The 24,344-nt window shown below is 42.4% G+C and carries 24 protein-coding genes; 19 read left to right on the top strand and 5 right to left on the bottom strand.

The genetic code is table 11. The annotated features are described in order from the left end of the window. Positions 1–241: 241 nt before the first annotated feature. Positions 242–2,422: an LTA synthase family protein gene (locus J5566_RS09805; RefSeq protein ID WP_208563115.1), complete on the bottom strand. Its 2,181-nt coding sequence runs from the start codon at positions 2,420–2,422 to the stop codon at positions 242–244. Between the two features lie 121 nt (positions 2,423–2,543). Between J5566_RS09805 and J5566_RS09800 the strand changes: the two genes are divergently transcribed. The 9 genes from J5566_RS09800 (at position 2,544) to J5566_RS09760 (ending at position 11,196) form a co-directional block, all read left to right on the top strand. Further along, on the top strand, positions 2,544–3,707 hold the full coding sequence (locus J5566_RS09800) for a class I SAM-dependent rRNA methyltransferase (RefSeq protein WP_208563114.1): 1,164 nt from the start codon (positions 2,544–2,546) through the stop codon (positions 3,705–3,707). After that, positions 3,704–4,378, top strand: coding sequence for a type I 3-dehydroquinate dehydratase (aroD, locus tag J5566_RS09795; protein WP_208563113.1), 675 nt, complete (start codon positions 3,704–3,706; stop codon positions 4,376–4,378). The genes J5566_RS09800 and aroD overlap by 4 nt, the downstream gene beginning before the upstream one ends. Before the next feature lie 9 nt (positions 4,379–4,387). After that, positions 4,388–5,554, top strand: coding sequence for a chorismate synthase (aroC, locus tag J5566_RS09790; protein ID WP_208563112.1), 1,167 nt, complete (start codon positions 4,388–4,390; stop codon positions 5,552–5,554). Between the two features lie 8 nt (positions 5,555–5,562). After that, a complete protein-coding gene (locus tag J5566_RS09785; RefSeq protein ID WP_208563111.1) occupies positions 5,563–6,666 on the top strand; it encodes a prephenate dehydrogenase in 1,104 nt (367 codons plus the stop codon). 9 nt (positions 6,667–6,675) lie between these two features. After that, complete coding sequence (locus J5566_RS09780; protein ID WP_158455205.1) at positions 6,676–7,014, top strand: YlbF/YmcA family competence regulator; 339 nt, start codon at positions 6,676–6,678, stop codon at positions 7,012–7,014. 467 nt (positions 7,015–7,481) lie between these two features. Beyond that, positions 7,482–8,441, top strand: coding sequence for an ABC transporter substrate-binding protein (locus J5566_RS09775; RefSeq protein WP_208563110.1), 960 nt, complete (start codon positions 7,482–7,484; stop codon positions 8,439–8,441). Between the two features lie 26 nt (positions 8,442–8,467). Then, positions 8,468–9,442: an ABC transporter substrate binding protein gene (locus J5566_RS09770; RefSeq protein ID WP_208563109.1), complete on the top strand. Its 975-nt coding sequence runs from the start codon at positions 8,468–8,470 to the stop codon at positions 9,440–9,442. A gap of 50 nt (positions 9,443–9,492) precedes the next feature. Beyond that, positions 9,493–10,386, top strand: coding sequence for an ABC transporter permease (locus tag J5566_RS09765; RefSeq protein WP_208563108.1), 894 nt, complete (start codon positions 9,493–9,495; stop codon positions 10,384–10,386). 9 nt (positions 10,387–10,395) lie between these two features. Further along, a complete protein-coding gene (locus J5566_RS09760; protein WP_208563107.1) occupies positions 10,396–11,196 on the top strand; it encodes an ABC transporter ATP-binding protein in 801 nt (266 codons plus the stop codon). A gap of 41 nt (positions 11,197–11,237) precedes the next feature. Here the strand turns inward: J5566_RS09760 and aroB are convergent, their stop codons facing one another. From aroB to J5566_RS09740, 4 genes are read right to left on the bottom strand one after another with little or no spacing between them, the layout of a single operon-like run. Continuing rightward, positions 11,238–12,305 carry a 3-dehydroquinate synthase gene (gene aroB / locus J5566_RS09755; RefSeq protein ID WP_208563106.1) on the bottom strand — a complete coding sequence of 356 codons (1,068 nt, stop codon included), beginning with the start codon at positions 12,303–12,305 and terminating at the stop codon, positions 11,238–11,240. Between the two features lie 12 nt (positions 12,306–12,317). Further along, on the bottom strand, positions 12,318–13,187 hold the full coding sequence (locus J5566_RS09750; protein ID WP_208563105.1) for a shikimate dehydrogenase: 870 nt from the start codon (positions 13,185–13,187) through the stop codon (positions 12,318–12,320). A gap of 42 nt (positions 13,188–13,229) precedes the next feature. Further along, on the bottom strand, positions 13,230–14,255 hold the full coding sequence (locus J5566_RS09745; protein WP_208563104.1) for a 3-deoxy-7-phosphoheptulonate synthase: 1,026 nt from the start codon (positions 14,253–14,255) through the stop codon (positions 13,230–13,232). 9 nt (positions 14,256–14,264) lie between these two features. Further along, a complete protein-coding gene (locus J5566_RS09740; RefSeq protein ID WP_172002574.1) occupies positions 14,265–15,287 on the bottom strand; it encodes a 3-deoxy-7-phosphoheptulonate synthase in 1,023 nt (340 codons plus the stop codon). 239 nt (positions 15,288–15,526) lie between these two features. On the opposite strand from J5566_RS09740, the gene aroA reads away from it, so the two are divergent. The 10 genes from aroA to J5566_RS09690 form a co-directional block, all read left to right on the top strand. Beyond that, a complete protein-coding gene (aroA, locus tag J5566_RS09735; protein WP_208563103.1) occupies positions 15,527–16,807 on the top strand; it encodes a 3-phosphoshikimate 1-carboxyvinyltransferase in 1,281 nt (426 codons plus the stop codon). Between the two features lie 8 nt (positions 16,808–16,815). After that, positions 16,816–17,307, top strand: a complete 492-nt coding sequence (locus tag J5566_RS09730) for a shikimate kinase (RefSeq protein WP_208563102.1) — start codon at positions 16,816–16,818, stop codon at positions 17,305–17,307. Next, positions 17,298–18,125: a prephenate dehydratase gene (gene pheA / locus J5566_RS09725; protein ID WP_208563101.1), complete on the top strand. Its 828-nt coding sequence runs from the start codon at positions 17,298–17,300 to the stop codon at positions 18,123–18,125. Before J5566_RS09730 ends, pheA begins: the two co-directional genes overlap by 10 nt. A gap of 15 nt (positions 18,126–18,140) precedes the next feature. Then, positions 18,141–19,502: an LCP family protein gene (locus J5566_RS09720; RefSeq protein ID WP_208563100.1), complete on the top strand. Its 1,362-nt coding sequence runs from the start codon at positions 18,141–18,143 to the stop codon at positions 19,500–19,502. Between the two features lie 85 nt (positions 19,503–19,587). Further along, complete coding sequence (gene rlmD / locus J5566_RS09715; RefSeq protein ID WP_208563099.1) at positions 19,588–20,949, top strand: 23S rRNA (uracil(1939)-C(5))-methyltransferase RlmD; 1,362 nt, start codon at positions 19,588–19,590, stop codon at positions 20,947–20,949. A 210-nt stretch (positions 20,950–21,159) separates the two neighbouring features. Then, a complete protein-coding gene (locus tag J5566_RS09710) occupies positions 21,160–21,333 on the top strand; it encodes a hypothetical protein (protein WP_208563098.1) in 174 nt (57 codons plus the stop codon). Next, positions 21,330–22,148: a replication initiator protein A gene (locus J5566_RS09705; protein WP_208563097.1), complete on the top strand. Its 819-nt coding sequence runs from the start codon at positions 21,330–21,332 to the stop codon at positions 22,146–22,148. The genes J5566_RS09710 and J5566_RS09705 overlap by 4 nt, the downstream gene beginning before the upstream one ends. Positions 22,149–22,296: 148 nt before the next feature. After that, entirely contained in the window at positions 22,297–23,652 is a 1,356-nt protein-coding gene (gene dcm, locus J5566_RS09700) for a DNA (cytosine-5-)-methyltransferase (protein ID WP_208563096.1), read from the top strand. After that, positions 23,636–24,064 carry a hypothetical protein gene (locus tag J5566_RS09695; RefSeq protein WP_105152453.1) on the top strand — a complete coding sequence of 143 codons (429 nt, stop codon included), beginning with the start codon at positions 23,636–23,638 and terminating at the stop codon, positions 24,062–24,064. Before dcm ends, J5566_RS09695 begins: the two co-directional genes overlap by 17 nt. Positions 24,065–24,074: 10 nt before the next feature. After that, on the top strand, positions 24,075–24,344 hold a 270-nt coding region (locus tag J5566_RS09690; RefSeq protein WP_208563095.1), incomplete at its 3' end, for a hypothetical protein.

Here is a 24,344-nt window from a genome sequence, read left to right as displayed (position 1 = left end):
TAAGGTTGACCCACGACACGCCACTCTTTCTCAGCTCATATATTTCTAGTTTTTCTTCATAACTTAATTTCATAAGAAAAACACCCCAATCGTTAGATTTTGTGTCTAACTTTTGGGGTGCAGTTCACTTGACCAGTCTTTTTTGTATGAAGAAGGGAAAATCATTCAAAAATTGAAAATGTGAAATCTTTTTGTCAATAAGAAAATGAGACTGGCTTGAAATCCAGTCTCATTTTTATCTTTATTCTCCACTTGTCGAAGAGGTTGAAGTTGTCGTGGTTGTACTTGTAGAAGCAGAGGAAGAAGTACTTGTTGAACTATGTAGTTCCTGATAACTTGGTGCCTTAAAGAGGCCCACTGTTGACTGATTGCCATTTTGACTAAATAGACTGGTTGATTGATTGCCTAGAGCTTTTTCAATGGCCAATTCCGCCTCTAAAGAATTGAGGTAAGAAAACTGGCTGGTATCCACTGTTGGCAAACCATTTTCAAAGAAGCGTATCAAGTCTCCTGTTTGGATGGCATCGCTCGCTGCTAATTGGGCAGCGGCAGCGGCTTTGAGAGCCTCAACTTCGGCAGTTGTTGTTTCATCTGGATTGGTGATTTCCTCACCGGTTTCTGTATAGTACAATTTCCCTGCATAGCTTGTGTATTTAGGACTAATAAAGGTTCCAGAGGTACGCATGGCGACTACTTGGTCATTTTCAGGGGACAAAAGGTCTTGGCCAACCTGAAGGAAATTATTTGCCTCAATACCAAGCAGGTGTTCAAGGGTTGGAAGGGCATCGATTTCCCCTCCGTAGGTATCGATAATCTTGCCATTTGTCATACCAGGAACAACAACCATATAAGGTACACGTTGCAACATGGCATTGTCATAGTCAGACCAGGTTTCAGAATCCTTGCCAATCAAAGGTGCTAAGTCAGGGTTGCGTGAATTTGAAATCCCGTAGTGGTCTCCATAGAGAACAATTACGGATTTTTCATACAAGCCAGTAGCTTTTAAGTAATTAAAGAAAGCTTCGATGGAAGAATCCAAGTAGTTAGCGGTAGCAAAGTAACCATTGATCGTTTCATCATCTGTTTGGGCCAATGGGAAGCCGATCTCATCTCCAATCAAACTGGTTGTATAAGGATAGTGATTGGATACAGTGATGTATTTTGCGTAGAAAGGTTGTTGCATATGCTCTAGATATTCGATAGAGTCAGCAAGCATGATTTTGTCGTTAAGTCCGTATTGGAAGGAGTTTTCATCCGTTTGTTCAGTGAAATAGGATTGATCAAAGAAGTAATTATAGCCCCACTGTTTGTAGGTATTGTTGCGGTTCCAAAAACTGCCTGCATTTCCATGGAAGACTGCCGAGGTATAACCACCGTTTTGAGCCAAGATATGAGGGGCTGCTTGTTGGGTATTGGTGCCTCCGTATTGGACCATAAAGGATCCTTGGTTGAGTCCAAATAGAGAGGTTTCAATCATGGTCTCAGCATCAGAAGTTTTACCTGCCTTAACTTGGTTAAAGAAGTTTGAAAATGCGAGAGTGGATGAAGAGTGGTAGAGGGAGTTGAGAAAAGGTGTCACTTCGTAGTCAACCCCATCGACATTCAACTTATAGTCAATGACAAACTGTTGCAGACTTTCTAAGTGGATATAGATAACATTTCGACCCTTGGCAATGCCAAAATACTGGTCGTTTGGTGCAGCATAGTGTTCAGAAATGTACTCCTGAACGGGAACCAAATCTTCAGCAGTAGCCCCTGAACGATCTTGGTGAGCTTTATAGGTCTGGCTAGCATTGTAGCCAAGAAAGGCCGGCAGACCGAGTCCTCTGACGATATAGGTATTTGAAAAACCGCGAGACAGCAGTTCTGGGCGATCGATTTCAGCCAGAAAGAGGTTAGCTGAAGCAAGCATAACTGATAAGGCTGTGATAGCAAAACTTTGGCGGATTGGGAAGGCCTTATTATCCAACACTACCATTTTCTTAACGAGAAGAACACCAAAGATGATGAAATCCAGCAGATAAACTAGGTCCCAGATCCGAAAGAGTTTCAAAGCGGCTTCGCCCAAACCTGCGGAGACACTTGAAGTCGCCATCATGGTCGAGATAGTAATGAAATCAGAAAATTCTCTGTAATAGATGGCGTTTGAAAACAACCAAGAGAATAAGATAAAATAAATAGCAAAGGCAAAACCATAAAATACTTTGGTCTTACGGATGTAAAGGGCAGCACCAATCAGCAGCAACCCAAATGGGATAGGATTAATGAAGGCCAACATATTCTGATAGAACCCCTTCATATCCAAATCAAAGTCAATGTAGTAAGCCCAAATCGATTTTAGCCAATAAATAGCTACCAACAAAAGGACAAACCCCAGACGTGTTTTCAGCCCTTGTTTTAGGGAGTTAAAAAAATAATTCAAAAATCTATTCCTCTTCGAGTAAAAATAAAATCTCAGTCCATTATAACACACTTTCAAAATTTGGATAAATGATAGAAGTTTTTTTAAATTTATTTTCAGAATTTTTGATATAATATAGTATATGCAAAGACTGAAAATAGGGGCACCAGTTGCCAAGAAAATAAAAAAAGGAATCCAGTTGTTGGATGCAGGGGATTTTCCTGACTCCTTGGAGATGGAAAGGGTGGTTGAACTGCTGGATCAGTCAGGTCAATCGCTGGGAACAGCCTACCTTTCACAGCAAAATAAGGGTATTGGCTGGTATATTGGAACTGGTAAACGAAACCTGGATAGGGCTTTTTTCCAAGAGTTATTCCAAGCTGCCAAGACCAAGCGTCAGTCATATTTTGAAGATTCGCTTACAACAGCCTTCCGGATTTTTAATCAAGATGGAGATGGTTTTGGAGGCTTAAGTATTGACTTATATGGTGATTTCGCCCTATTTTCTTGGTACAATTCTTTTGTTTATTCGCTGAAAGAAACGATTGTGGTAGCCTTTCAGTCTGTTTATCCAGAACTGGTTGGTGGCTATGAAAAAATTCGGTTCAAGGGATTGGACTATGAATCTGCCCTTCTATTTGGTCAGGAAGCGCCTGCTAGTTTTACTATTTTAGAAAATGGTGTCTCTTATCAGGTCTTTCTAAATGACGGTCTGATGACTGGTATTTTCTTGGATCAGCACCAAGTCCGTGGTAGTCTGGTAGATGGTTTAGCTGCTGGTAAATCAGTCCTCAACATGTTTTCATATACAGCAGCTTTTTCTGTCGCAGCCGCTATGGGTGGAGCAGTCGAGACCCGATCAGTTGACTTGGCTAAGCGATCAAGAGAATTGTCTCAGGCGCATTTTGTTGCCAACCATATCGATTTGGAGAAGCATTTCTTCCATGTCATGGATGTATTTGAATACTTTAAGTATGCTCAGAAAAAAGGTCTTGGTTTTGATATCATTGTCATCGATCCACCAAGCTTTGCTCGCAATAAAAAACAAACTTTTTCAGTTGTGAAAGATTACCACAAGTTGGTTTCGCAAGCCTTGACAATTTTAAATCCCAAAGGGTTATTGATTACCTCGACCAATGCATCCAATCTTTCGATTGAAAAATTTAAAGCTCAAATTGAAAAAGGTTTTGCAGGTATTCCTCATAAATACCTTGCCTCCTACCGCCTTCCAAGTGATTTTGCGGTGAATCAATCTGATGAAAGTAGTAATTACCTCAAGGTATTTACGATACAGGTAGAAAAATGAAAATTGTTGTCCCCATCATGCCTAAAAATATGGAAGAGCTATTAGCGCTCGATTCTGAGCGATTGGCAGATGCTGATATCATTGAGTGGAGAGCGGATTATCTTCCAAAAGAACAAATTTTGACCGTTGCGCCTGCAGTTTTTGAGAAATTTGTTGGCCGAGAAATTCTATTCACCCTTCGAACGACCAAAGAAGGTGGCTTGATTGACTTATCAAACCAAGAGTATGTGCACCTTATCAAGGAAGTAGCGGCACTTTATCAGCCTGATTACATGGACTTTGAATATTACAGTCACCAGGATGTCTTTGATCAGATGTTGGAATTTCCAAATTTAGTTCTCAGCTACCATAATTTCATCGAAACACCCGATAATTTTATGGAGATCATTTCTGAGTTGACCAGCCTGTCTCCAGCAGTGGTGAAAATGGCTGTGATGGCTAACACCGAACAAGATGTACTGGATGTGATGAATTTTACTCGAGCCTTTAAAAACCTTCACGCAGGGCAAGCCTTTGCGACTATGTCAATGGGGCGTTTCGGAAAACTGTCGCGTATAGCGGGTGTTGTTACAGGTTCTTGTTGGACCTTTGCTAGTCTAGATGAAGCCAGTGCACCAGGTCAAATGTCCCTGGCAAATACAAAGAAATTTTTAGAAATTTTAGAGAATTAGGAGAGAATCATGAGATATTTAACAGCGGGAGAATCCCATGGACCACGATTAACAGCCATTATTGAGGGAGTTCCTGCTGGACTACCTTTAACAGCAGAGCAGATTAACGAAGACCTGAAACGCCGTCAAGGTGGCTACGGTCGAGGAGCTCGCATGCAGATTGAAACAGACCAGGTGGAAATCACTGCCGGTGTCCGCCATGGGAAAACAACTGGAGCTCCTATTACGCTCAATGTCACAAATAAAGACCACCAAAAATGGTTGGAAATCATGTCAGTTGAAGATATCGATGACAAGTTGAAAAGCAAGCGCCGCATTACACGTCCACGACCAGGGCATGCAGATTTAGTTGGTGGCATCAAGTATCGATTTGATGATTTGCGCAATTCACTTGAGCGATCAAGTGCACGTGAAACCACCATGCGTGTTGCAGTTGGCGCTGTTGCTAAACGAATCTTAGCAGAATTGAACATGGAAATTGCCAATCACGTAGTCGTCTTTGGCGGTAAAGAAATTGATGTTCCAGACGGTCTTAGTGTAGCTCAAGTACGGGAGTTGGCGGCTAAATCGGAAGTATCTATTGTCAACCAAGAGCGTGAAGACGAAATCAAATCCTATATCGATCAAATCAAACGTGATGGTGATACTATTGGTGGTGTCGTTGAAACTATCGTTGGAGGAGTACCAGTCGGTTTGGGCTCTTATGTACAATGGGATAAGAAATTGGACGCTAAACTCGCTCAAGCAGTTGTTTCCATCAATGCTTTTAAAGGGGTTGAATTTGGAGTTGGCTTCCAGGCTGGCTACTTAAAAGGCAGTCAAGTTATGGACGAGATTGTATGGTCTGAAGAAGCAGGCTATACGCGTCGTACCAATAACCTTGGAGGATTTGAAGGCGGGATGACCAACGGAGAACCTATTGTGGTTCGTGGTGTTATGAAGCCAATTCCGACGCTCTATAAGCCACTCATGTCAGTAGATATCGAAACCCACGAGCCATATAAGGCAACTGTTGAACGCTCAGATCCTACGGCACTTCCTGCAGCAGGCGTTGTAATGGAAGCAGTCGTAGCCACCGTACTCGCTAATGAAATTTTAGAAAAATTCTCTTCTGATAACATGGAGGAATTGAAAGAAGCGGTCGACAAACATCGTCAGTTCACAAAAGAATTCTAGGTGAGCCTATGACAAAAACGATTTTTATCGCTGGGCTCGGCTTAATAGGGGCTTCCATCGCCCTAGGCATTCGTCGTGATCATCCGGAATATCGTTTGTTAGGTTACAATCGAAGTCAGGAATCACGGACTATCGCGCTTGAAGCAGGAATGATTGATGCTGCGACGGATTGTTTTGAAGAGTTTGCGGCTGAGGCAGATGTCATCATCTTATGTCTTCCCATTAAACAAACCATTCAATTTATCAAAAAACTGGCAACACTTGATTTAAAAGAGCAGGTTTTAGTTACGGATGCAGGTTCTACCAAGGTAGAAATTGTTGCAGCAGCAGATACCTATTTGGTACCTAAGAATGTCAATTTTATCGGTGGTCATCCAATGGCTGGTAGCCATAAGACAGGGGCTGCGGCAGCAGATGTCCATCTGTTTGAAAATGCATATTACATTTTCACCCCCTCTTTAGCGACGAAAAAGGACGCCATTGCACGCATGACAGATTTGTTATCTGGCCTACGAGCACGTTTTATTGAGATTTCTGCTCAGGATCATGACCGTATTACCAGTCAAGTTTCGCATTTTCCGCATGTTTTGGCTTCCAGTCTGATGAACCAAGCAGGGGCCTATGTTGCTGACTATCCTCTAACAAATAATTTTGCAGCGGGTGGTTTTCGGGACATGACGCGGATCGCTGAGAGCGAGCCGGGTATGTGGACCAGTATTCTTTTGTCCAACCGTGAGAGTATCTTAGAGAGAATGCAAGAATTTCAAGCCAGGTTGGACCAAGTTGCACACATGATTCAAGCCGGTGATGAAGATGCAATTTGGCAATTCTTTGAAGCAGGTCGGCAGACCCGAAAAGCCATGGAAATCCATAAGCGAGCTGGAGTTGATTCCTTCTATGATCTGTTTATCACAGTTCCAGACCAAGAGGACATCATTCTTACCATTCTTGAAATTCTACGTGGTATCTCAGTCGTCAATATTCGTATTAATGAAGAAAATCGAGAAGATATTCATGGTATTTTACAAATAACGTTTAAAAATAAACGAGATCAACAAGAGGCCTTTCGTCGATTGGAGTCGGAGACTTCTTATCGTATCTCGATAGAATAGGAGCAACTAATGTCAACAAATATCTATGATATTGCCAACCAATTGGAGCGCGCCATTCGGAACTTGCCTGAATACAAGGCCGTTGAAGCAATCAAGGTCTCAATCGACGGCAATAAGGAAGCCAAAACAATTTTGGAAAACTATGTCAATTTCCAAAAAGATGTCCAAGCACAGTTGCAGGCTGGTCAAATTCCAGGTGAAGATGTTCAGAAAAAAATGGTTGAGTTTAATAAACAAGTTCAAGCTAATCCGTTACTTGTTGAATATTTCAGTAAACAACAAATTCTTGGAACCTATGTAGCAGATTTGGAGCGTATTATCTTCCAACCATTAAATGAATTGCTGTAAAATATAGCCGAAAGGTTATATTTTTTTTGCAAATTTTCTAGATATTTTCACAAAAAATGAAATAATCTGACAATTCTGGATAAAATAGCTTGACAAATCCTACAAAAAGTTTTATTATTTTACTAACCTAAATGAAATGAGAGATGGAGACACAGTATGATGTTGACTTGTCAATCACAATCAGCTAATCAGAAGTATTTCTACGGCTACTTTAGATAGTGTTTGTAGACATGAAGTTCATGGATACAAACACGGGAACGTAAAGTTTGTATCTATGTGGCTGTGGTTGTTTTGACGTTGCCTACATAGATGTTATATCTAAATAGGCCAGTCGCTCATTCTGTTTTTCTTATACAGTAGAATTGGGACCGTTTAGATATATCTAGGACGGTCCCATTTTTGTATCCTACATGCTACAGACCGATGATAAATGGTATCATTTCAAAAAATAAAAGGAGATTAAACTTATGGGGTTAAAAAAAATTGTATTGAGCTCAGTAGCTCTATTGTCAGCAGTAACTTTGGCGGCTTGTTCGACAAGCCCTTCCGATTCTGAATCGGTAAAACTTGGTATCATCCAATACGCTGAGCATGATGCACTTTCTGCTTCACGTGAAGGATTTTTGGAAGCCTTGGCAGAAGCAGGATACGTGGAAGGTGAAAACTTGACGGTTGATTACCAAAATTCACAAGGTGATCAAGCCAACCTTCAAACCATGGTTGATCAGTTGGCAGGTGAGAACGATGTGAACTTTGCCATTGCCACTCCAGCTGCCCAAGCTCTGTTAGGAGTTGATTCGGAGACTCCATCTCTATTTACAGCGGTAACGGATCCAGTAGAAGCAGGCTTGGTGAATTCAATGGAAGCACCTGGTGGAAATATGACAGGTTCAGTTGATGCGACAGATGTTGAAGGTCAAATTGACATGTTGCTCAAGGTTGTACCAGATGCCAAAACAGTTGGGATCTTCTACAACTCAAGCGAAGTAAACTCAGAAGTCCAGGCCGAAACCGCTAAGAAAGCCCTAGAAGCAGCTGGCGTTTCCGTTGTTATCAAAACAGTAACCTCTACCAATGATGTTCAACAAGTGATGACGTCACTTGCTGGTAAGGTTGATGCCATCTATCTTCCAACGGATAACACAGTAGCTTCAACTGCTTCTACAATCGGTGAAATTTTGAAAGAAGCGAAAGTCCCTGCGATGGGTTCTGATGCCGCTGTCCTAGACGCAGCCCTCTTCACATACGGAGTTGATTACCATGCTATCGGTGTTCAAGCTGGTGAGTTGGCTGTTCAAATCCTTGAAGGTGCTGATCCAGCAGAATTAGCAGTTGAAACACCTGAAACGGCTGCGATTGCAGTGAATGAAGAAATGGCTAGTGCGGTGGGAATTGATCCTGCAACGATTGAAGCATTGGCGAAATAAATAAAAAAAATAGCTAGGAGAAATGTATGTATTCGTATTTGGTTAAAAAATTAACAGGAATTTCAGTTATCGGTTTGAGCGCCTTGGCTTTAGCAGCATGCTCAACATCTTCAAACAGTTCATCAAGTGAAACTGTTGCTGTTGGTATTTTGCAGTATATGGAGCATGATTCTTTGACAGCAGCACGTGAAGGATTTGTGGCAGAATTGGCTGCAAATGGCTATACAGAAGGCGACAAGATTACCTTGGACTACCAAAATGCTCAAGGTGACCAAGCCAACCTTCAGACCATTTCAGAGCAATTGGTCGGTGACAATGATATTGTCCTAGCAATTGCAACACCAGCTGCACAAAGTTTGGCAACTGTTTCGACGGAAACACCGATTCTGTTTACTGCAGTAACAGATCCTCTTTCAGCTGACTTGGTTGAATCCATTGAACAACCTGGTGGATTATTAACAGGTACATCTGATCAGGCACCAATTGACAAACAAGTTGAATTATTGGGACAGGCTGTACCAGATGCGAAAACAGTTGGTATACTTTATACGACAAGTGAGCGTAACTCAGAGGTACAGGTTGAGCAAGCACAAAAATTACTTGAAGATGCAGGTTATACAGTTGTTGTTAAGGGTATTTCTTCGACAAATGAAGTTCAAGACGCAGCAACTAGCTTGATGCAAGATGTAGATGCGGTCTTTGTTCCAACGGACAATACTGTTGCATCAACGATGTCAATGATAGGTGAATTGTCTGTTGAGTACAAGGTGCCAGTTATTGGTGGTTCGACAGACATGGTAGATCAAGGTGGCCTCTTAACTTATGGTACTAACTACGAAGCTCTTGGGCGTCAGACTGCTAAGATTGCTATCGAAATTCTCGAAGGAGCTGATCCAGCAGAAACAGCTGTTCAGTATCCAGAAACTGTTGAATTGCATGTCAATACTGAAATGGCAGAAAAACTCGGTATTGATGTATCCAACCTTACCGTCTCAGAATAAGAAAAACTAGAAGGCCCCAATTGATGACGGGGCAATAAAAGGAGTAAATCGTGGATTTGATTTTATCAAGTATTTCTCAGGGTCTCCTTTGGTCAATTATGGCCATCGGTGTTTACCTGACCTTCCGTATTTTAGATATAGCAGACTTGACAGCAGAAGGAGCCTACCCGCTTGGTGCCGCAGTCTGTGCAACTGGGATTGTTAATGGAATGAACCCTTTGCTTGCGACCTTCCTAGGTTTTGTTGGGGGGATGTTAGCTGGTCTAGTGTCTGGCTTACTGCATACTAAGTTGAAAATCCCAGCCCTTTTAACTGGTATCGTAACCTTGACGGGCCTCTACTCCATTAACCTCAAGGTGTTGGGCAAGGCAAACGTAGCCTTGCTAAAACAGGAAACCTTGGTGACGCAATTACAAGATTTGGGCTTCACGAAGACAAATGCTGTTTTGCTGATTGGAGCAGTCTTCGTTATTGTGGTGATCCTTTTATTGACACTTTTGCTCAATACGCAGATTGGTTTGGCCATCCGTTCAACTGGTGACAATATTCCGATGAGTGAGGCCAATGGTATCGATGTTGATAAGATGAAAATCTATGGTTACATGTTGTCCAATGGCTTGATTGCCCTCTGTGGTGCCTTATTGACACAAAACAATGGCTATGCAGATTTGAACTCTGGTACAGGTACCATTGTTATCGGCTTGGCTTCTGTTATTATCGCAGAAGTGGTATTGCGCAATTTGAAAATTGGACAACGCTTGGCATCTGTCGTACTAGGAGCTGTTATTTACCGCTTGATTATTTTGACCATCCTGGAAATTCCAGGAATGGATGCTGACCTTGTAAAACTCTTTTCGGCCATTCTTTTGGCAACAGTCCTTTATGTGCCAGAATTGCAGAAAAAGCTCAACATTCGTCGTCCAAAATTGAACGGAAATGCTTAGGAGGAAGATATGACGACTATTTTATCAATTCAAAATATTCATAAGACCTTCGAAGCAGGGACGGTCAATGAAAACCATGTTCTTCGAGGTTTAAACCTAGATGTACAAGAAGGGGATTTTATCTCTATTATCGGTGGTAATGGTGCTGGTAAATCAACCTTCATGAACTCTCTGGCAGGTGCTTTGACGGTTGATTCGGGCGATATTTTGCTTGAAGGAAAGTCTATCAAGCATGTACCAGCTGCCAAACGCTCAAAAGACATCAGTCGTGTTTTTCAAGATCCGAAGATGGGAACAGCTTCTCGCTTGACCATTGAAGAAAACATGGCCATTGCCTACCGTCGTGGACTTTCACGTGGTTTGGGCTGGGGTGTAAAAGACAGCGAACGTGCTATTTTCAAAGAAGCCTTGAAAGAGCTTGGCTTGGGCTTGGAAGACCGTATGAAGGTGGATACGCAGTTTCTTTCAGGGGGGCAGCGTCAGGCACTGACCTTGATGATGGCTTCGCTCGTGAAACCCAAAGTTCTCCTCCTAGATGAGCATACTGCGGCGCTGGATCCAAAAACCAGTGACATGGTCATGGAATTGACCAAGAAAATCGTGGAAAGTCACCAGTTGACAGCTCTTATGATTACCCACAACATGGAAAATGCTATTGAATACGGAAACCGTTTGGTCATGTTGCACCGTGGTCAGATTGTTGTCGATGTGGCAGGAGAAGAGAAAAAGAACTTAACAGTTCAAAACTTGATGGACCTCTTCCATAAAAACAGCGGTGAAAAACTCATTGATGATGAGATGATTCTATAAAAATAAGACTACTGATGATACCAAGTCAGTAGTCTTTTTTCTTATAGTTGTAGAAATTCCAGCATTTCTTCCATTGGGATTTGATGGATGGCTGCCTGGCCTAATTGTGGAACGATGACTAGTTTGATGGAATTGCCTCGCGCCTTCTTATCACGGGTTAAGGCTGCGAATAATTCATCGATATTCCATGGTTGGTGTGCAGTTGGTAGGCCAAATTTTTCACACATGGTAATAATTTTTTCGGTCATACCCGATGGCATGAGATCTTTTCTTTCAGCAGCGCGTGAGATTTGTACCATACCGATGGCAACTGCTTCACCGTGCATGACCTGTCCATAACCAGCAGTCGCTTCGATGGCATGACCGATTGTGTGTCCAAAGTTGAGATAGAGGCGGACTCCGTTATCCAACTCATCCTCGACAACGACCTTCCGTTTGACTTCGCAGGAGTGGTAGATGATGTAGTCAGCATTCTCTAAAATGCTCTCAACAGATCCATCTAGTTGGTTTAGGGTTTCCCAGAGTTCAACATCATCAATGAGACCGTATTTGACCACCTCGCCCATTCCTTCAATCAATTCTCGTTTGCCAAGAGTTTTGAGAGTATCTGGGTCGATGAGTACGCCGTCAGGCTGGCAGAAGGTACCTACCATGTTCTTAGCAAATGGGGTATTGACGCCAGTTTTTCCACCGATAGAGGAATCAACCTGGGCAGTCAAGCTGGTTGGAATTTGGAGAAAATGGATGCCACGCATATAGGTTGAGGCAACAAAGCCAGCCAAATCGCCAACGACACCACCACCCAGGGCAATAATGCCGTCACTTCGGGTCATGCTATTTTGTACGAGAAATTCGTAGGCTTGATTGACAGTGCCCAAATTTTTTGAAGCTTCGCCTTCTGGAAATGCAAAGACAATGGTTTCAAATCCAGCTTCTTCTAGACTAGATTGAACAGTTTCAGCATAGAGTGAGCCGACATGGTCATCTGTGATGATGGCGATTTTCTGAGGTTTCCAGAGATCTTTTACCCAGGAACCTGCCTGTGTTAAACTTCCTCTTTCGATGAGGATATCGTAGGGATTATTTGGGAGATTGACAGTAAGTTTCATCCGGTTTCCTCTCTAGTTGATGTCGTATTTTTGGACTAATTGGTCCCAAATTAAGTCAGTCGGCATTTCCTTTCCAGTCCAAGAATGGAAGGCCTCGGCTGCTTGAAAGAGCAGCATGCCCAATCCGTTGATGGTTGGATTGCCTTGTGACTGGGCAAGTTTCAATAAAGGTGTTTCAAACGGTTGGTAGATGACGTCGGCAACCAAGAGTTGTTCTGGAAATTGTAGGTTAGCAGGAATGGGAAGAGAAACTCCATCCATTCCGACACTGGTTCCATTGACTAGCAAGTCTGATTGAGTAATTTCTTTTTGAATTATTTGGCTATCATCATTAGCTAGAACTCGCATAGGAACACCAGTAGCTTGTGCAATAGGTGCTACACTTGCCTGTGTTCGTTCCAAACTTTGTCTGCGACAGAAAATAGTGATTTCTTTGGCGCCATCCAGAGCAGCCTGGGCCATGATAGAAGTAGAAGCACCGCCACCTCCTAGGATGGTTAGTCGCTTGTTCTTAACTTGAAAGCCTTTTAATTTTTCCAAGCTCTTGAAAAATCCAATTCCATCGGTGTTGTGCCCGATCAGTTTTCCATCTTGATGAATAACTGTATTAACGGCTCCAATCAGGCGAGCTGATGGTGTTAGGTCATCAAGGTAGGGAATGACGGCTTGTTTGTAGGGCATGGAAAGGTTGATACCAAACATATCGTAGCGTCTGACATTCTCAAGCGTAACAGCCAAGTCTTCCTCTGGAATTTCCCAAGCGACATAGACTCCATTTACACCTGTATCTTGAAAAGCCAGATTATGAATGAAGGGGGAAATAGAGTGTTTGATTGGCTTGGCTACAACGGCAGCCAGGCGAGTATATCCATCAATAGTCACAAATTTCCTCCATTTTTCATCTGTATTTTTATCTTGTATTGTTTATAAGGTCTGGTGGATTTCACGGATAAGGGCTTCCGTTTTTTCCCAGCCCAAGCAAGGGTCAGTAATGGATTTTCCAAATACTTCAGGGCTGTCCTGACGGCCGTCTTCCAAGTAGGATTCAATCATGAAACCACGGACATACTTGCGAATGGATTCGTTCCAAGCTCGGTTGATGAGGGTTTGACGGACGATACGGATTTGTTCCAGGTAATTTTTTCCAGAATTATCATGGTTAGTATCGATAACGATAAATGGGTGTTCGAGCCCAAATTCTTCATATTGCTTGATAGTTTTCAAGAGGATATCGTAGTAGTAGTTTGGCTCGTACGTACCTTGTTCGGTCGTGGCACCACGTAAAATGGCATGGGCAAGTGGATTGCCGTCTGTATCGACTTCGGCATCACGATAGATAAAGTTTTGTTTGTTTTGGGCAGCGTAGATACCGTTGAACATGACTTTAAGATTGCCAGAAGTAGGGTTTTTCATACCAGTCGGCATATCAATACCGGAGGCTACAAAACGGTGCTCTTGGTCTTCAACAGAACGGGCTCCGATAGCATGGTAGGAAACCAAATCCTCTACTAATGGATAGTTGGCAGAATAGAGCATCTCATCGGCTGTTGTTAAGCCTGTTTCAGTAATGACACGATAGTGCAGATTGCGAACAGCAGCGATACCGTTGATGAGGTCTGGTAATTTAGAAGTGTCTGGTTGGTGGACTAGTCCTTTATAGCCTTCGCCATTAGTTCGTGGTTTGGCGGTATAAACCCGCATGACCATGAAGATTTTGTCTTTGACTTCTTCTTGAAGTTTGGACAAGCGGTTGGCGTATTCTAAAACAGCCTCTTCATTGTCAGATGAACATGGACCAATGACCAAGAGCAGGCGGTCATCTTCTCCACGGATGATGCGTTTTAATTCTTCATCACGCTGATTTTTTGCGGCTAGAAACTCTCCTTCTAGTTTGGAGAGTTCTTTTACTTTATCAATATCTAAACTGGTGCTTCGCTTGTGGATTCCCATAATTTTTTCCTATCTACTGTGGATTTCTCGGATGAGTTCTTGCGTTTTTTCCCAGCCTAAGCAGGGGTCTGTAATGGATTTACCATAAATATCTGGATTATCTTGGCGACCGTCTTCGATGTAAGATTCAATCATGAAGCCGCGAACATAGTTACGGATAGCTTCATTCCAGTCACGGTTGATAAGGGTTTGGCGAACGATACGGATTTGCTCCAGATAATTTTTACCAGAGTTATCGTGGTTGGTATCGATGATGATGAATGGATTTTTCAAACCAAATTGATCATAGAGGTCAATGGTTTCCAAGAGATTGTCGTAGTAGTAATTTGGCAAATACTTCCCGTTTTCATTGACAGCACCACGTAGGATAACGTGAGCAAGCGGGTTGCCAGAGGTTTCGACCTCTGTATTGTTGAAGAGGAAGGATTGTTTCTTTTGAGCGGCAAAAATACCGTTAAACATAACTTTGAGGTTGCCAGAAGTAGGGTTTTTCAAGCCTGTTGGAACATCAATACCAGAAGCTACAAATCGGTGTTGTTGGTTTTCAACAGAACGAGCGCCTACGGCAATGTAAGAAACCAGGTCATCAACCAATGGCAGGTTTTCTGGGTAAAGCATTTCGTCGGCTGTTGTCAAACCAGTTTCAGTAATGACGCGGTAGTGCAAATTCCGAACAGCCTTGATACCGTTGATCAAACTTGGTGCGGCATCTGTATCAGGTTGGTGCATGAGGCCCTTGTAGCCATCGCCATTGGTACGAGGCTTGGCAGTGTAGACCCTCATGACCATAAAGATTTTATCTTTGACTTCCTCTTGAAGTTTTGCCAGGCGATGTGCGTAGTCCAAAACAGCCTCTTCATTGTCTGACGAACATGGACCGATAACCAAGAGAAGACGGTCATCTTCACCCTTTAGAATGGCTTCTAATTCACGGTCACGGGCTTGTTTTTTGGCAAGAGTTTCGGGAGATAATTTAGAATGCTCTCGCACTTGATTGATGTCGATTTTTTCACTGATTGGTGTAAACAATATTGAAGTCCTCTTTCGATTAGAATATTTTCTAATTATACCATTATTGATAAGAATTAGAAACAATTTGAGCAAGAAAAAACAACTTTTTTCTGTATTTTCTGAAAATTTTTTCAATTCTCTTGGATAAACAGTAAAAACGTGATAAAATACTATTTAAACTCGGAAGCATTGTGCTATAAAATCAGAAAATTTCCTATAAATATGGTAGAATAAAAAGAAGAATTGATTGAGGTATAGAGATGAAATTAACAACAAATATTCAGTCCTTAAATGGGACCATTCGGGTACCTGGTGATAAGTCGATTAGTCACAGATCTATTATTTTTGGTTCCTTGGCTAAGGGAGTGACCCGTGTCCATGATATTTTGCGTGGAGAGGACGTATTATCAACCATGCAGGTCTTTCGTGATTTGGGTGTAAAAATTGAAGATAATGGTGATATTGTTGAAGTACATGGTGTTGGTTTCGACGGTCTTCAAGCTCCAAAAAATCACTTGGATATGGGAAATTCAGGGACATCTATCCGCTTGATTTCCGGTGTCTTGGCAGGTCAGGAGTTTGAGGCGACTATGTTTGGTGATGATTCCCTTTCTAAGCGACCAATGGACCGGGTAACCATCCCGCTTCAACAAATGGGCGTCGAAATTGCTGGTCAAACCGAGCGTGATTTGCCACCTCTGGTCATCAAGGGTAGCAAGAAGTTACAAGCAATTCACTACCAACTCCCTGTGGCATCAGCCCAAGTCAAGTCTGCTTTGCTATTTGCAGCCTTACAGGCTGAAGGGGAAAGTGTCATCGTAGAAAAAGAGCTGACCCGTAACCATACGGAAGATATGATCGTCCAGTTTGGCGGTAAGTTGGATGTTAATGGCAAGGAAATCCGTATCAAAGGTGGCCAGAAATTTACAGCCCAGGAGATTACAGTGCCAGGCGATATTTCCAGTGCAGCCTTTTGGTTGGTTGCTGGTCTGGTGGTACCAAATTCTAAGATTGTTCTGGAAAATGTTGGTATCAATGAAACACGTACAGGGATTTTGGATGTGATCAAGGCTATGGGAGGCAAGATTAGCCTGTCCAATGTGGATGACATCGCTAAATCTGCGACCATTACGGTGGAAACGTCTGACTTGCAAGGGACAGAAATTGCAGGAGACCTCATTCCTCGTTTGATTGATGAGTTGCCGATTATTGCTCTTTTAGCCACTCAGGCAAATGGAACAACGGTCATTCGAGATGCTGAAGAACTAAAAGTCAAGGAAACAGACCGTATTCAAGTAGTGGCAGATGCCTTGAATAGTATGGGGGCTAGTATTGAACCAACTGAGGATGGTATGATTATTCATGGTCCAACTGCCTTACACGGTGCGACTGTTAATACCTTCGGTGACCACCGGATTGGTATGATGACAGCCATTGCAGCCCTATTGGCCAAGGATGGGGAAGTGGAGTTGGAAAGAGCGGAAGCAATTAACACAAGTTATCCAGCCTTCTTTGATCACTTGAATAGTTTGATAGATTAGGAGAAGCTATGCCAATCGTTTTACTTGGATTTATGGGAGTTGGGAAAACAACAACTGCACGTTTTTTGGATCTTCCTATTTACGATATGGACCAAATCATTGAAGAACGGATTGGTATGCCCATCGCTGAGTACTTTCGTTTGGAGGGTGAACCAGCTTTTCGTCAAATTGAAACAGAAGTCTTGAAGGAATTGTTGACCTTGCCTGCTGATTGCCTAGTGTCAACAGGCGGTGGGGTGGTCAAATCAGAGCTCAACCGACAGTTGCTATTAGAAAATAAGGCTAATAATGTCCTTTTGACTGCATCGTTTGAAGTTGCCTATGAGCGAATTAGTCAGGATAGTCAATCAAAGCGCCCCCTTTTTTTACAGAATAGTAAGGAAGAGTTTGAAGCTATCTATCAAGAACGCATGGCCCTCTATCAAGGATTGGCAGCTACCAATATCAATACAGACCAACTTACTCCAGAACAAGTAGCAAGGAAGATTTTATGCAAGTAGCATACTTAGGACCTCGTGGTTCTTTTACCCATCAGGTAGCCCAGCAAGCCTTTCCAGAGGCTGATTTACAGGCATATGGGACTATTACGGAAGTGATAAAGGCATTTGAAAAAGGTCAAGTCATCTATTCAGTCATTCCGGTTGAAAATTCCATTGAAGGCAGTGTCCATGAGACAATTGACTATCTTTTTCATCAGGCTGAAATTCATGCGGTTGCGGAGGTTGTGCAGCCTATTGCCCAGCAACTTTTGGCTTCAAGTTTAGACAAGGCGATCGAAGTCATTTATTCACACCCACAAGCTATAGCTCAAGGTAAGAAATACGTCCAGGAACATTATCCGCAGGCTAGAATAGAGATGACTGCCAGTACTGCCTTCGCTGCACGTTTTGTCGCAGAGCATCCAGACCAGCCTTTTGCGGCCATTGCGCCACAGGCTGCAGCAGAAGAATATGGTTTAGAAGTTGTGGCTCAGGATATTCAGGAAATTAGCCAGAACTTTACCCGTTTTTGGTTATTAGGGCAAGACAAACCAAGTCTTTCATTACTAGCTGGTGAGAAAAAGGTATCTTTGGCTCTAACTCTGCCAGATAATTTACCAGGTGCTCTTTATAAAGCTATGTCGGTTTTTGCTTGGCGTGGGATTGACCTGACCAAGATTGAAAGTCGGCCTCTCAAAACGGCACTTGGTGAGTATTTCTTTATCATTGATGCGGAGAACCAACAGGATGAACTGCTCAGCTATGCCTTAAAAGAATTGACAAGTTTGGGGATTTCTTATAAAATCTTAGGGAACTATATGGTCTATCAGATCAAATAAGACAGGGGAAGAGTGATGACCAAATACAAGGGAATCCTCAGTCACCATGAGGAATTACGAATTGATTATTTACAAAAAAATATCCACTATTTAAACGACAAGGAGAAGCGAGAGTTAGCATATCTGCAACAAAAATTAGAGTTGCGTCAGACCTATGGATCCCAATCTAGTCCTGTTCAGGAATCGAGACCTTCCAGACGAAAATCTCGGTCTCGTAGCTTACCTGTCGAAGAGGAAGAGGATCTTCTCCCGGATTGGAATGAAGACCATGGCAAGGTAAAGTGGAAAGAATCTGCTCAACTGGTAACTGACGTGGAGGAAGATGGTGATTTGCCGGTCTATCCCCAAAAAGAGCGGATGCGCAAACCTTTCTTTGCCCAAGAAGAACCAGCAGTCAAGCCTCCAAAGAAGAAGCGTGGATTCAAAACCTATTTTAAATGGTTTTTAATGGCTATCGGTTTGGTCTTGTTGGCCATGGGCTTTATGGTCTTGAAAGGCTATACTTCGGTTGAGAATAAAGCGACTAGTGAGGTTTTCTACGGAGAAAACACCAATAACGGTATCAATATTTTGATTTTAGGGACGGATGGTCGAGTGGGGGAGACTTCAGATGCAACCCGTACGGACTCTATAATGGTCTTGAATGTCAATAACAGTGACAAGAGGGTGAAATTGGTCAGCTTTATGAGGGATACCTTGATTGACATTGGCGGCAATGACTATAAGCTAAACGTTGCCTACACCTTTGGCGAGCAAAATAACCAGCAAGGTGCTGAAAATGTTCGCCAAGTTTTAAAAGAGAATTTTGATATTGATATTAAATATTATGCCATGATTGACTTTTCAACCTTTGCGACAGCTATCGATACACTTTTTCCAAACGGAGTTACAATCGATGCTCAGTTTGGAACTGTGAATGGCTATGATGTTACTGAAGTTGATGTCCCTGATGATCTGAATATGGAAAATGGTATTGTGCCAAGTCAGACCATTCAAGAAGGTGTACAGCAAATGGATGGCCGTACTCTGCTCAACTATGCTCGATTCCGTAAAGATGATGAGAATGACTTTGGTCGAACAAGACGTCAACAACAGGTTATGGCAGCTGTTTTGTCACAGGTGAAACACCCAAGCAAACTCTTTACTGGTGCGGAGGCAATCGGAAAAGTCTATGCCCTCACATCTACCAATATTCCAGGTAGTTTTGTCTTTACAGATGGAATTACCACTGTCTTGGATGGGGCAAATGGGATTGAACAAACGACGATCCCAGAATATGGAGACTGGATAGATGAGTACGATACCTATGGTGGACTTGGTTTGAAAATTGATTTCTATAAATACCAAGAAAAGCTGGCAGAACTTGGTTTACGATAGAAGAGAGGCTCTTTGGCAGTAAATATGATATACTAGAAAGTGACTTCGGTCACTTTTTTCGTGACCTCATTTAGAAAGTAGAACTATGTTAGAAAAAAATCAAATTGTTGAAGTGGAAATTGTGGACCTGACCCACGAGGGTCAGGGAGTGGCCAAGTTGGACGGCTTTGTCTTTTTCGTGGACAATGCCCTACCAGGCGAGCGTATCAAGATGAAAATCCTCAAGCTAAAAAAGAATATCGGTTTTGGAAAGGTGGAAGAATGGCTAAGCTTCTCACCAGACCGCAATCAAGACTTGGATTTGACTTATCTAAGAACGGGAATTGCTGACTTGGGGCATCTGAACTACTCTGCCCAATTAGCTTTTAAGAAGAAGCAGGTAGAAACTAGCCTGCGAAAAATTGCTGGTCTGACAGATGTAACTGTTGCTGATACGATTGGTATGGACAGTCCCTTGGCTTATCGTAACAAGGCAGCCGTTCCTGTCCGTCGTGTCAATGGGCAGCTGGAAACAGGTTTTTTCAGGAAAAATTCTCATGATTTGATTCCCATCGAAGATTTTTATATCCAGCACCCAGAAATTGACCAGGTCATCGCGTTTACCCGTGACCAGCTACGCAAACTGGATCTCAAGCCCTATGATGAAAAAGAGCAGACAGGCTTGATTCGCAATATCATCGTCCGTCGTGGCCATTACTCTGGTCAACTCATGCTGGTCTTGGTGACGACACGTCCGAAGATTTTCCGTGTAGAAACCTTGGTGGAACGCCTGACAACCGCATTTCCAAATCTGGTGTCCATTATCCAAAACATCAACGACCAGAATACCAACGCCATTCTTGGCAAGGAGTTCCGTCTCCTACATGGTTTAAAAACCATTGTCGATACCATGTTAGGTAATGAATTTGAGATTTCTGCTCCGTCTTTCTATCAGGTCAATACGGAAATGGCCGAGCAGCTTTACCAAGTGGCCCTTGACTTTGCAGCGGTCGATTCTGAGGATATTGTCATCGATGCCTACTCTGGAATTGGAACAATTGGACTTTCCTTCGCTAAACAAGTGAAGCATGTTTACGGAGTTGAGGTCATTCCAGAAGCGGTCGCAGATTCTCTGAAAAATGCCGAGCGAAATGGCATTTCCAATGTAACCTATGTCTGTGACAGTGCAGAAGCTGCTATGCAGAACTGGGTAAAGGAAGGTATCCAGCCAACTGTCATCGTCGTTGACCCACCACGAAAAGGCCTTACCGAAAGCTTTATCAGAACCAGCGCCTCTGTCCAGCCAGATAAGGTGGTCTATATCTCCTGCAACGTTGCCACCATGGCGCGTGACGTCAAACTCTATGAAGAATTGGGCTACAAACTGACCAACGTACAACCGGTGGATCTTTTTCCGAATACGCATCACGTGGAGTGCGTAGTGTTGCTACAACGAAGCAAAGGATAAGAATCCTTTATTTTAAGCACTTTTTCAAACATTTTGTCTTTATTGAAAAGAGTGATTTTGACATAAAAAAGGTTCAAAAAAAGTACATTGATGTGAACGTCTGTTTGGATGTCGACTGCGTAGTCAAAAAATAGATACGTCATAAAATATAATAGTTCAGCGAGAACAATTTAATAAGTGTTCTCGCTTTTTTAATTTCAGGAGGAATTCATGCAAAAGAAAGAACAATCATCACGTCAAATGGTGATGTGTCATCTCGTGACTATCTTGGGAGTTGATATTGAGAAAGCAACGCAGCTAATTGATGAAATGGAACAAGTAGGTTTAGTCCGATTTGATGAATTTGGAAATGTTGGAATATTAGTCTTGGAGGGACAATCATGAAACGTATTACCGCTAATCAATATCAGACATCAGAGCGATATTATAAACTCCCCAAAGTTTTGTTTGAGAGTGAACGTTATAAGGATATGAAGCTGGAGGTTAAGGTAGCCTACGCGGTTTTAAAAGATCGGTTGGAGTTATCTTTGAGTAAAGGCTGGATTGATGAGGATGGGGCTATTTATTTGATTTATTCCAATTCAAATCTGATGGCACTATTAGGTTGTTCAAAGTCAAAATTACTCTCTATTAAGAAAACCTTACGTGAATATGGCTTGATTGATGAAGTCCAACAATCATCCAGTGAAAAAGGTCGAATGGCAAATAAGATTTACTTGGGGGAATTAGAACATGAACCTACCCCAGTCTTACATTCAGACGGGGCTAGTGTTAAAAAAATACTAGGGGGGTCTCAAAAAAAGACGGGGCCGGTCTTAAATTCAGCCCCTAGTGAGACTGAAGGAAGTGAGACTAAATATAGTGAAACTGAAGGGAGTGATTTCCTTATTGAGGACGAGGAGGAGATTCAGCTAGTAGATGACAAACAAGAAGAAAACTTTACTCAAAAAGTAGATGCTGTGACCAAGTACGATCGAGACTATATTTGGGGTTTGGTTCATGACCAGTTAAGACAGACAGGTCTATCTCAATCGGCTAGTGACTATGCCATGATTTATTTTAGTGACCGTTATCAGTATGCTTTGGAACATATGCGATTTGCTCGGTCAGCGGAAGTGATAGCTGAATACGTGTTTAATGGAGTGCTGTCAGAGTGGACCAAGCAATTGAGACGACAAGAAGTAAAGGGAGGTGATTAAGATGATTTGGTGGATACTAAGCGGAATCTATTTGATTTCTATCATCATTTTGATTGTTGAAATCATCTGTGCACCAGAAATGGATGATCATATATAGGCAAGAGTTTTACAAGTGTAAGGCTCTTTTTTATTTGGAAAGAGAGGAAGAATGAAATTTTTAGATTTATTTGCTGGGATAGGTGGTTTTAGGCTAGGAATGGAATCACAGGGCCATGATTGTTTGGGCTTTTGTGAAATTGATAAATTCGCTAGAACATCCTACAAAGCCATGTTTAACACAGAAGGAGAAATAGAATATCATGACATTAAAGAGGTCACAGACCATGACTTTAGACAATTTAGAGGGCAAGTGGAGGTTATCTGCGGGGGATTTCCTTGCCAAGCTTTTTCACTCGCAGGCAGACGACTGGGATTTGAAGATACTCGAGGGACTCTCTTTTTTGAGATTGCTCGAGCGGCCAAACAAATCCAACCACGTTTTCTATTTTTGGAAAACGTCAAAGGCCTACTCAATCACGACAAGGGACGGACGTTCTCCACAATCCTCTCCACGCTGGATGAATTGGGGTATGATGTCGAATGGCAGGTGCTTAACAGTAAGGACTTCCAAGTCCCGCAAAACAGAGAACGGGTCTTTATTATCGGACATTCTAGAAGATACCGTTCCAGATTCCTATTTCCTCTCAGAAGAGAAAACAGTCCAGCTCATCTTGAAAGGCTAGGAAATATCAATCCCTCTAAACGTGGTTTGAATGGTGAAGTCTATCTGACGAGTGGACTTGCTCCTACACTAACGAGAGGTAAAGGAGAGGGAGCTAAAATCGCCATTCCAGTCTTAACACCAGATAGACTAGAAAAACGCCAACATGGTCGTCGATTTAAGGACAATCAAGACCCTATGTTTACTTTGACAAGTCAAGACAGACACGGGGTTGTTGTCGCAGGAAATCTGCCGACTAGCTTTGACCAGACTGGAAGAGTATTTGATATATCTGGCTTGTCACCGACTTTGACCACCATGCAAGGTGGAGATAAGGTGCCAAAGATTTTGCTGAGGGAGGAGCTGCCATTTCTGAAAATCAAGGAAGCCACTAAAACAGGGTACGCAAAGGCAACTCTTGGAGACTCTGTCAATCTGGCTTATCCAGACTCAACCAAACGTAGGGGACGTGTGGGAAAGGGAATATCCAATACTCTGACGACTTCAGACAATATGGGAGTGGTAGTTGCTGCTCTGGAATATCGACAGGATAAGTGGTATGAAGTCACAGGCATTGTCTTAGAGGGGAAACTTTATCGCCTGAGAATAAGACGACTGACACCAAGAGAGTGTTTCAGACTTCAAGGCTTTCCTGACTGGGCTTATGAAAGAGCAGAGGGGGTTTCTAGTAAGAGCCAACTATACAAACAGGCCGGCAATAGCGTGACTGTCACAGTTATTGAAGCCATTGCCAGAGAATTTAGAAGAACGGAAGAGGAAGAAAAACATGAACTTACTACATAAGAAAAGTATCCTAGATTGTACTGAATTAGAAGAACGTATTCACCAAGCTGAAACCAATCAGCTATTACAAAAGATACTGTCGCTCCCTAATTTTGATTGTGACTTTGAGGTGACTTTTGAAGATGATTACCACAAAGAGATGAATGATCCCCTATTCTACGAATCCAATCTTCATCAGATTTCGGATTTTATGGAAACTAGGGATATTAAAAATGGTGTAGATACACTACTGACGAAAGACAATCACCTGGCCTTTCGTGCCTTTGGTGAAAATTATTCTGCTAGAGGAAAGGATGGCATTTTAACGACTTTAGTGACGGTCAAGTGCTTTGGTGAAGGACGGATGCCCATTGATATGAGTCGCTATTTCTCAACTCCTGAACAAACAGTTGAAAATAGCCTAACCCTATAAGGAGGTGTCTATGCTTGAGGTATATCTAGGAAATAATATCAATACAAATCAAGACTTACTAACCATTTTGACGACCTATGGTGTGACTTATCGTTGTATAAATGCGTGTGATGTAAACCGTGAAATCTTACTGTCACTCTTTGCCAAAACCATGGATTGTTTTGAGTTGCTGTCGCCACGATTTCTTCGCTTTAAGCGTCAATATTCGATAAGTTTGAATGAGATGATTCAGCTCGTTCTCCAAAAGCCAGACCAAAACCTTCGTCTGCCTCTCATTGTC

Source organism: Streptococcus suis (genome assembly GCF_017601095.1).
Classification (GTDB): domain Bacteria; phylum Bacillota; class Bacilli; order Lactobacillales; family Streptococcaceae; genus Streptococcus; species Streptococcus suis_Z.
This window is presented reverse-complemented; position numbering and strand designations above follow the sequence as displayed.